Annotated in this window: 7 protein-coding genes; 2 read left to right on the top strand and 5 right to left on the bottom strand. The window is 60.4% G+C overall.

Going from position 1 to position 8,793, the window contains the following annotated elements:
• Nucleotides 1-136: 136 nt before the first annotated feature.
• The 5 genes from fumC to B7G66_RS17045 form a co-directional block, all read right to left on the bottom strand.
• Nucleotides 137-1,585, bottom strand: coding sequence for a class II fumarate hydratase (gene fumC, locus B7G66_RS01550; RefSeq protein ID WP_003621410.1), 1,449 nt, complete (start codon nucleotides 1,583-1,585; stop codon nucleotides 137-139).
• A 106-nt stretch (nucleotides 1,586-1,691) separates the two neighbouring features.
• Entirely contained in the window at nucleotides 1,692-4,088 is a 2,397-nt protein-coding gene (locus tag B7G66_RS01545) for a TonB-dependent receptor (RefSeq protein ID WP_003621409.1), read from the bottom strand.
• A 765-nt stretch (nucleotides 4,089-4,853) separates the two neighbouring features.
• Entirely contained in the window at nucleotides 4,854-5,882 is a 1,029-nt protein-coding gene (gene virB10 / locus B7G66_RS01540; protein WP_003621408.1) for a type IV secretion system protein VirB10, read from the bottom strand.
• A complete protein-coding gene (locus B7G66_RS01535; RefSeq protein ID WP_141312824.1) occupies nucleotides 5,879-6,793 on the bottom strand; it encodes a TrbG/VirB9 family P-type conjugative transfer protein in 915 nt (304 codons plus the stop codon). The genes virB10 and B7G66_RS01535 overlap by 4 nt, the downstream gene beginning before the upstream one ends.
• Nucleotides 6,793-6,999, bottom strand: a complete 207-nt coding sequence (locus tag B7G66_RS17045) for a hypothetical protein (protein WP_110550095.1) — start codon at nucleotides 6,997-6,999, stop codon at nucleotides 6,793-6,795. Before B7G66_RS17045 ends, B7G66_RS01535 begins: the two co-directional genes overlap by 1 nt.
• Before the next feature lie 125 nt (nucleotides 7,000-7,124).
• Between B7G66_RS17045 and B7G66_RS01530 the strand changes: the two genes are divergently transcribed.
• On the top strand, nucleotides 7,125-7,946 hold the full coding sequence (locus B7G66_RS01530) for a lytic transglycosylase domain-containing protein (RefSeq protein WP_003621404.1): 822 nt from the start codon (nucleotides 7,125-7,127) through the stop codon (nucleotides 7,944-7,946).
• A 136-nt stretch (nucleotides 7,947-8,082) separates the two neighbouring features.
• Nucleotides 8,083-8,622, top strand: coding sequence for a DUF1269 domain-containing protein (locus tag B7G66_RS01525; RefSeq protein WP_003621403.1), 540 nt, complete (start codon nucleotides 8,083-8,085; stop codon nucleotides 8,620-8,622).
• Nucleotides 8,623-8,793: the final 171 nt, after the last annotated feature.

The following is an 8,793-nucleotide window of genomic DNA, read 5'->3' as shown; positions in this document are numbered from 1 at the left end:
GCCTTTTTCGATCAAAAGGCAGCACCCAAAAACTTTTCTTTTTTTATCAATGACCTGTTTTCAAACACTCTCTTATAAAGTCACGGTTCCCAAAGGATACGCCCTTTGGGGGGCTACAGCCTTTGGCCTTCTTCCCTTATGCCCCGCCAACCCCATGCCCAACCATCGCCATCGGGTTGACCAGACGATCGAACGTCGCCCCATCCACCAATCCCGACGCCAGCGCCGCTTCACGCAGGGTGATGTCCTGTTCCATCGCCCGGTGCGCAATGGCCGAGGCATTGTCATAGCCGATTTCAGGACTCAGCGCCGTCACCAGCATGACCGATCCTTCGACATACTGCCGGATGCGCTTGAGGTTCAGGCGCGTCCCCTCCACCGAGAACACGCGGAAATTGTGACACCCATCGGCAAGGATGCGGATCGCATGGATGACATTCGCGACGATCACCGGACGCATCACATTCAGATCCAGTTGCCCCTGGCTTCCGGCAAAGGCAACGGTGGCGTCATTGCCCATGACCTGCGTACAGATCATCACCATGGCCTCGCACTGGGTTGGGTTGACCTTGCCGGGCATGATGGACGAACCCGGTTCGTTTTCCGGCAGGTGCAGTTCGCCCAGACCACAGCGCGGGCCGGAACCAAGCCAGCGCATGTCATTGGCGATCTTCATCAGCGACACGGCCACCCCACGCAGCGCGGCAGAAACACGCACCATGGCGTCCAGCCCGCCAAGGGCTGCGAACTTGTTGGGGGCGGTGACGAACTCCCGTCCCGTTAGGGCCGCGATCCGCTGTGCGATGGCATGGCTGAATCCCGCCGGTGCGTTCAGGCCGGTGCCAACCGCCGTCCCGCCAGCCGCAAGCTGCAGCACGCCGCCACGCGCAGCCTTCACCGCATCAAGCGCGTCCTCCAACTGGCACGCCCAGCCGGACCATTCCTGCCCCACCGTCAACGGCACCGCATCCTGCAGGTGCGTGCGCCCGATCTTGACCACGTCATGCCATTCCTCGGCCTTGGCGCGCAGGGCAAGGATCAGTTCCTCCACACGCGGCATCAGGCGGTCATCGATTTCAAGCAAGGTGGCGACATGCATGGCGGTGGGAAAGGAATCGTTGCTCGACTGCCCCATATTCACGTCATCATTGGGATGGACCGGGGATTTGGACCCCAGAACACCCCCCAGAAGCTGGATCGCACGATTGGCGATCACCTCGTTAACGTTCATGTTGGTCTGCGTGCCGGACCCGGTCTGCCATACGAACAGGGGAAATTCGGCATCCAGCGCGCCCCCTGCAACCTCGTCCGCGGCACGGCAGATGGCGTCAGCCTTCCATTGTACAAGGCGACCATCAGCGGCGTTGACCTGGGCGGCCGCCTTCTTGACGATGCCATAGGCGTGGCACACCTCGATCGGCATGTGATCGCGGCCGATGGAAAAATGCACAAGGCTGCGCTGTGTCTGGGCGCCCCAGTAATGGTCGGCGGGGACATCGATATCGCCCATCGAATCACGTTCGCGGCGCAGGCCGGTGGCCGTGATGCCAATGGGGCAGTCGGTCAGTTTCGGCGGCTGGGTCATGGATGGCGTTCCTTCCTGTGGTTTTCAGGAAATATGGGAACACCTGACGCCCAATACGCCCCCACGCACCATCACAAGCAGGTGCGCGGGGAAAAGATACAGCGGATCAGAAATCCGCCTCCAGCGTGAAGTGATAGGCACGCGGCATGCCGGCATAGGCCGCACTGGTGCCTGCGGCCGTGACCGACGTGCCTTCGGCCGTGCCGTTATAGACCGAGGACCAGTAACGTTCGTTTGCAACATTGGTTACACCAAAACGCGCCATCCACGGATGCCTGCCGGCGCGGAACGGATATCGCACCCCCATGTCCAGCGTGACATAGGACCCGGCAAAGGTGGAGTTATAGACATCCGCCGCACGGCGGCCCGTGTAATGGACATTGGCATTGACCGCCAGCCCGTTAAGGGCGAAGCCCTGTGCAAAGGGCACGCGATAATCCAGCAGCACGTTGGCCTGCAACGGGGCGACGCCCACCGCCTGTTTGTTGGAGGTCGCGGCCGTGCCGGTATTGAGCACCTGCGCATCGATCCATGTCATGCCGCCGATCACCGACAGGCGGGGCGTGATATGTCCCATGGCCTGGAATTCAACGCCATAGTTACGCTGCGTGCCGTAATTGCCATAAATATCGGTCTTGGGGTCAATGAAGGAATAGCTGCGGGTCGCACGGAAACCTGCAATATTGAACTGCATGTTGCGATACATGTATTTATAGCCGACCTCGAACTCCTCGCTGCGGACGGGGGCGGTATATTCGTTATTGTTCAGCGCGCCCGCCGAAACCGATGAACCCGCCTGCAACGAACGGCCATAGGTGAAATAGGCCGTCTGGTTGTCGGTCGGCTTGTACACCAGGCTGGCCGTCGGGCTGAACGCCGCATCCACGTCGGGCATATGCTTTGTCGCGCCCTTGGACAGATGCGTGGTCGTGACGGAATAACCTTCGATCTCCGAAATGGTCGGTTTCCCCGCCACCGTCCCGGTCGATTCCGCGTCAAGCCAGCTCCACGCCAGCGTGCCGCTTGCGGACCAGTGCCGGTTGAAATGCAGCGTATCGCCCAGGATCATCGACTGGTAACGCACATATTGCGATTCATATTTGCCATGGTAATAGGGCTGCGGCACATCCTTGCCCACCGGGTTATAGAGCGAGGCGGACTTGATGTCCGTATAGCTCTGCCCACTCAGCGGGTTATAGCCACCTTCCATATAACCATTGGTGCCGATCACCAGGTCATGCGTGATGAAACCGGTATGCACACGCCCGTTGATATAGGCCATGTTACTGCCGACCTTGAAATCATTGACTGTGGTGGCCGCGGACATCGTCTGTTTGTAATCACCCCTGTTGTTAATCAGGGTATCTGCCGCTTCGAATACCTGACGGCCGGAATCCTGATACAGGCCACCGATGACAAAGCTCCAGTTATCATTGATCCGGTGCTTTACCTTTGCCAGGAAAACGTTGTTTTCGGAATTGAAGCCCGCATTGTCCTGCCCCATATGCGGCTTGCCCAGGTCGGGGGCCGTCGGCAAATGATATCCGGCCAGGTTGATGCCCGCGGGCATGCCACGTTCATCGAACGTGTAATGGCTGGCGTCGAGTTCAATGACAGTGTCACGGTCTACATGGATATCGAAATCCGCACTGACCATGTTACGGCGCACCCAACTGTCCTGCACATAGGACGTACCGTCACCATGCAGCAGGTTGATGCGATAACCCAGCCAGCCATGTTTGCCCACGCGCCCTGATGAATCGACATTTTCCATCAGCGTGCCAATGGAATCCACGCCCACCGCCAGACGGTTGATCCGTTCGTCCGTCGGGCGTTTCAGGCCATATTCGAACGTCCCGGCCGGGTTCTGCGGCCCATACAGCGCACCCGCAAGGCCATTGAGAACCTGCACGTTATCGAACTGTTCGGCAGCATACGGGGTGACGGTAAAGGCGTTCAGGCCATCAATGCGGCTGTTGGAAATGACGTCCGCCTCGAACCCGCGCGATTGCGGGCGGCTGGTGCCCGGATCGCCGCGTGTTTCCAACTGGACCGACGGCATATACTGCATCAGGTCGTTGACGTTGCGCGCCTGCTGGTTGACGATCACGTCATGCGGGACGGTCATGATCGACATCGGCGTATCAAGCGTACGCCGCGTGCCCAGGGGGCCGAGGTTCGCCATCTTCTTGTTATAATCAGCAGCGGCGCCGGATGCCATGCGCCGGTGCCCGATCACGGTCATGTCCTCTGCATTGGTGGAGGCGACGGCATTGCGCGTGGCACTGTCACCGGCGGGCAGTGCGGGCGTGGCCTGCGACGTCATTGCCGACGTCGCGGTGCGCTGCGGGGCCGGGAGGACACGCGTCGGGGCCGGTCCCTTTGACAGGGGCTGCGCGACGGGGGCGGCGATGGCGGGCCGGGCCAGGGGCGTCAGACCCAGTGACGTCAGGCCGAACCCCGCCGAAACAACATAAACCACCGTCCCTTTGACCGCGCGCATTCGGCTACCTTTTGAAAGAATTATGATTGAAAGATATCCCGGCGTATATAATCACGGTCACGATATGTCTATATTCGTTCGTATATGTACGACATTTTTTTGTGAAGCATTCTGGTGTCCGCCCTCTGGCATGAAAATAAATTCCATAGCCACACCAAACGTTTCTTCCTATTGTTCGGCATTACATCCAACAGGCGGCGCAAGCGCCCACTGTTGCAGTAAAGACACATGATATTCTGGATTTTATATCATCCAGCACTTCTGCAACATCCGGGGCAGGGCCGGTTCGCGTAATATCAGGGGCATCTTTGCACAGCCCACCATGCCCCATGACCAAAAATAACATGGTCCCGTGATGTCCCCATCAGTGCATGACGGTGGCGAACAGTCTTCATTACTTTGCGAATGCAAACCATTTTCATGTCATGCACCTGTCGCACTATCCCGTATGGGCATGATACAGGGGACAGAGACAGCCAATGCAACCCGGCCACAGGCATGGCATGGACGATGGTCCAGAACTGCATTTAATAAGTTCATGATTGGCCATCCACTGAAATCATGATATTTTATAGAATAATTTTATGGAAAAATACTTATAATTAATGGTAAATTTTACTTTTTACTCTGCAATACACCATCTCTCAAAGCTTTTTGAAAAAAGCTTTACCAAAAACTTTTATTATTTCAGTGCAGCACTGGTGTACATTTTCAAACGGTTCCGATGGTTATGCGGGAGGTGTTTTTTACAACAGTCTGCCGGCCTTATTGCACCGACAGGGCATAGACATTGGTGAAATCAAGGTCGCGGGCGACATAGATCCCCACCGCATTGCCCTGCGGCACACGCAGCGTGGGCGGCACGTTCGCGGTCTGGGCCAGGATGACCTTCTCCACCTCGTCAGAAACGGTGGGGGTGGTGGAACTGGTGGAAATGCTGGTCGTACCGGGTTTGGAGGCAAGGTTGGTAATGGCCTGCACCATCAACTGCCCCACATCGGTGATGACCGATACCATGATCGCATCGCCAAAACGCGCCCAGAAATGCCTGTTGACCTTGCCCGTCACACCACTGCTGCCCAACGGGGTGGTGCCGGGGCTGGCCAGGTCGATGCTGACGCCGTCGGGATTGCGCAGGCGCAGCCAGTTGATGAAGATCCGGCTCTGTCCATATTGCAGCGCCGAGGCGACCTCCCCCTGCACCATCGCCCCCTTGTCCACCAGACGCACTTTGCCATTCACGGAATATACGTCGTGGCTGACACGGCATGTCACCAGTCCGGGCAGGGTGGTGTCGATTTCAGCAAGGGTCCCGCATGGGATCAGTGTCCCCTTGCTGATCGTCAGGTTCTGGTCGCGCATCATGGTGGCCATGGCGACAGGCGTGACCTCCGGCTGAAGGCGCGAGGTCAGAAGGTTCTTGTCCGCTGCGGCGGGGGTGGCGGCAGCGGGTGTGGTGGGCGTGGCGCTTGTGGTCGTGCCAGTGCCAGTGCCCGGCGCCGATGGCTGTTGCGCGAAATCATGGCCCAGACGCCGCTTCATCGCCGCATCCACCACCGGGTCCGCCGACAGTACCGGGTCAGGGGTGGCCGGGGATGCGGGCGGGGTCGCCACCGCGCACGATGTCTGTCCCTGCGCATCAATGACAAAGGTGCTGCCGGGGCATTTCAGGGTGATCCGCCCGCCATCATCCGCGCCGCGCGCGCACCCTGCCCCCATGACACCACCCGCCATCATGCCCGCCACCAGGACACTCAGCACAGCGACATGATGGCGCGCCGCGGGGCCGGTCATTGCGCCACGCTCCGCGCCACCCGGCGCACGCCCGGTGCAATGGTCGCGCCTGACCCGCCGATGACCGACGGGTTATAGCCGTCATTGACGATCCCCACCACAAGGGAGCCATATCGCACCCGCCATTGGCGCGCCGTCATCTGTGCGGCGAGGATATTGTGATTTTCACCCAGCACGACCGCATTGACCACGGATTCCTGCCCGCTTTCATTCATGACGAACAATGTCGGCAACACCCCGTTTTCGGCAAAGCGGAAATAGGTGAAACGATAATCGTCCCAGACATTGAGCGGGGCAATCACCTGGTCCGCTGCGGTGGTGGAGCGACGGTATGACAGGTTGCGCGTGGTGGCGGCATACGGGTTCGACAGGGCGTCACGCACGCGGCTGTCCTGCGCCGCCCCGGCCTGCCTGCGCGCCGTATCGTCGGGATAGGTATAGGTCAGTTCCACCGTGGCCTGCCCCAGCGCCCATGGCGTCGGCGCGAAGGCGACATGCACCTTGCCATCCGCGCCCTTTTGCTGCGTTCCACCCACATAACGCAGCAAGATGTGATAGACGCGCCGGTCGGTCACGATGGTCAGGTTGGTGTCGCTTTCCTGCGCCTTGGGCCGGATGAAGTAATGATTGTCCTTATAGGCGAAGGCCCAGCCCCCTTCCTCGCCAAAGGCATGGGTCACGTAATGCTCCCCGGGGGAGACGGTGATATGCGTCGCGATCCCGGCGACACCGTCAATCTCCACCGTATCGAGGGGATTATAGACAGCGGACTTGATACGATAATCATAAGGGGAGGACGTCTTGCGTTCGGTCGCGCGGGCATCGCCCCCCCACAACGCGACCAACACCATCCCCCCCGCCACGCACTGCCGTGGACGCACGGACGCCCGCGCCAGCATGCCCCCCCTCACTATTGCGTTCCGGTGGTGGTGGACAGGGTTGCGCCATGCCCCATCAGTTCAGGCGGCAGGGTCTGGTTGACCGCGACAAGGTGTTTCATGTTCGGCTCCGGCGGGACATGCATGGAGGCGCACCCGCACAGGACAGCCGCCGCCCCCCACAGGCAGGGCATCGCGCCCATCCATGACCGGTACCAACCCCGTGTTGCGCGCCTCATTCAGGCGATGGTCCCGCATATCCTGTCATGCCGGTTCCCATCCCCCACTTGCATCTTGACACCCAGATCATGACAAAAGGATAAACGGAGCTTTCCGCCTTTTGCAAGCGCCCGGGAGGGACCGCGTGCCTTATTCCACCCGGCCTGCCATCGCCATCATGCTTGTCCTCAGCGCTGCGGCGGTTGTCGCGTCGTGGGGCGATGGACGGGCGGCGGCGGCGGACATACGCACCCTTGCGGCACGATGCGCGCCTCTGGTCTCCCCCCTTACGATGGAGGCACTGGCCCGTGCGGAATCGCGGCTGGACCCATGGGCGATCCACGTCAATGGCGGCTATGCCCTGCCACGGCCACCCGCGACCCTGGCAGAGGCACAGGCCACGGCAGCGTGGCTGTCACAGCATGGATACAGTTTCGACATCGGCCTGATGCAGGTCAATTCCGCCAATTTCGCCCGGCTGGGCACCTCCGCGAATGACCTGCTTGACCCTTGCACCAGCCTTGCGGCCGGGGCGATGGTCCTGCGCGAATGTTATGGGCGGGCCGTGGCACGCTTCGGCCCGGGGCAGGAAGGGCTGCATCATGCGCTAAGCTGCTATAACACGGGGTCGATGACACAGGGAATGGACAATGGCTATGTCGCGCGCCTTGTAAACCCGGTCGCGACAGGGCAGGCGTCACAGGTCCTGCGGGTTCCCGCGCTGGAACACCCCGCCGCGCCATCACCTGACCGGAGGGGAAAAGACGCCTCCCCCCCCGATAGGCCAGCAGATACGCCCAGCGACAGGCACGCCCCCGCGAACGGCACGCCCGACGCATTCGACCATGCACCGGGCGATGTCTTCTCCCCACCGGAACCGGCACCGCCCCCTGAACCGGCACCACCCCATGGGCAATCACACGCGCAATCGCCTGTGTCGTCGCCCACCGCGGCACAAGGGGGATAGACCTGCATTCACACGGGGGCTCCCATTCTGAAAAATGTCACGGAACCCTGAGGGAATACAGTAGTGTTACAACACCGCATCCTCTGGATGCCCCCTAATGCTGGTTCCATGACCAAAGCTGACTGAGGAAACACAGATGTCCGACCTGATTGTCATTGGTTTCGACGCGATTGACGAAGCCACCGCTGCCCTGACGGAATGCAAGGCGCTGGAAAAGGAATACCTGCTTGATCTGGAGGACGCGGTCGTCGTCGTGCGTGACGCGGCGGGCAAGATCCACCTGCAGCAGAGCGTGAACCTCGAAAAGGTCGGGGCCTCCTATGGCCTGTTCTCTGGCGGGTTCTGGGGCGCGCTGGTGGGGCTGCTGTTCCTCAACCCGCTGGCCGGGTTTGTCGCGGGCAGCGTCGTGGGCGCGGGTGCAGGTGCCCTGGCCGGGTCGATGACCGATTACGGCATTGATGACAAATTCATCAAGTCGCTGGGCGCCACCATTCCTGCCAATACGTCGGCCCTGTTCGTGCTGGTGCGCAAGTCACAGCCCGATAAGGTTCTGGCCGACCTGAGCCAGTTCAAGGGCCATGCCCGCGTGCTGCAAACGTCCCTGTCCCCGGCTGATGAAAACAAGCTGCGCGCTGCCCTGGGCGATGTCGCGGCAAAGGCCACCACGGCGGCCTGAGGAAAGCGGCCGGGCGACAGGGAAGGAAAGGGACATCCCCGGGGGCCGTGTCTCCTGACACGGCCGCCCGGACCTGCCCCCTGAGGGCCTTGCCGCCGGGTTAGAGACTGTTTGAAAAGTCAGGCCTGATAACATCCTGAAATCATAAAAGTTTTTGGTGAAGCTTTTTCC

This window comes from Novacetimonas hansenii JCM 7643 (genome assembly GCF_000964405.1).
Lineage (GTDB): Bacteria > Pseudomonadota > Alphaproteobacteria > Acetobacterales > Acetobacteraceae > Novacetimonas > Novacetimonas hansenii.
This window is presented reverse-complemented; position numbering and strand designations above follow the sequence as displayed.

Excerpts from the sequence above, each read along its gene's own strand:
- virB10 (WP_003621408.1), bottom strand. The coding sequence starts at position 5,882 with ATGACCGGCCCCGCGGCGCGCCATCATGTCGCTGTGCTGAGTGTCCTG.
- fumC (WP_003621410.1), bottom strand. The coding sequence starts at position 1,585 with ATGACCCAGCCGCCGAAACTGACCGACTGCCCCATTGGCATCACGGCC.
- B7G66_RS01545 (WP_003621409.1), bottom strand. The coding sequence starts at position 4,088 with ATGCGCGCGGTCAAAGGGACGGTGGTTTATGTTGTTTCGGCGGGGTTC.
- B7G66_RS01525 (WP_003621403.1), top strand. The coding sequence starts at position 8,083 with ATGTCCGACCTGATTGTCATTGGTTTCGACGCGATTGACGAAGCCACC.
- B7G66_RS17045 (WP_110550095.1), bottom strand. The coding sequence starts at position 6,999 with ATGAGGCGCGCAACACGGGGTTGGTACCGGTCATGGATGGGCGCGATG.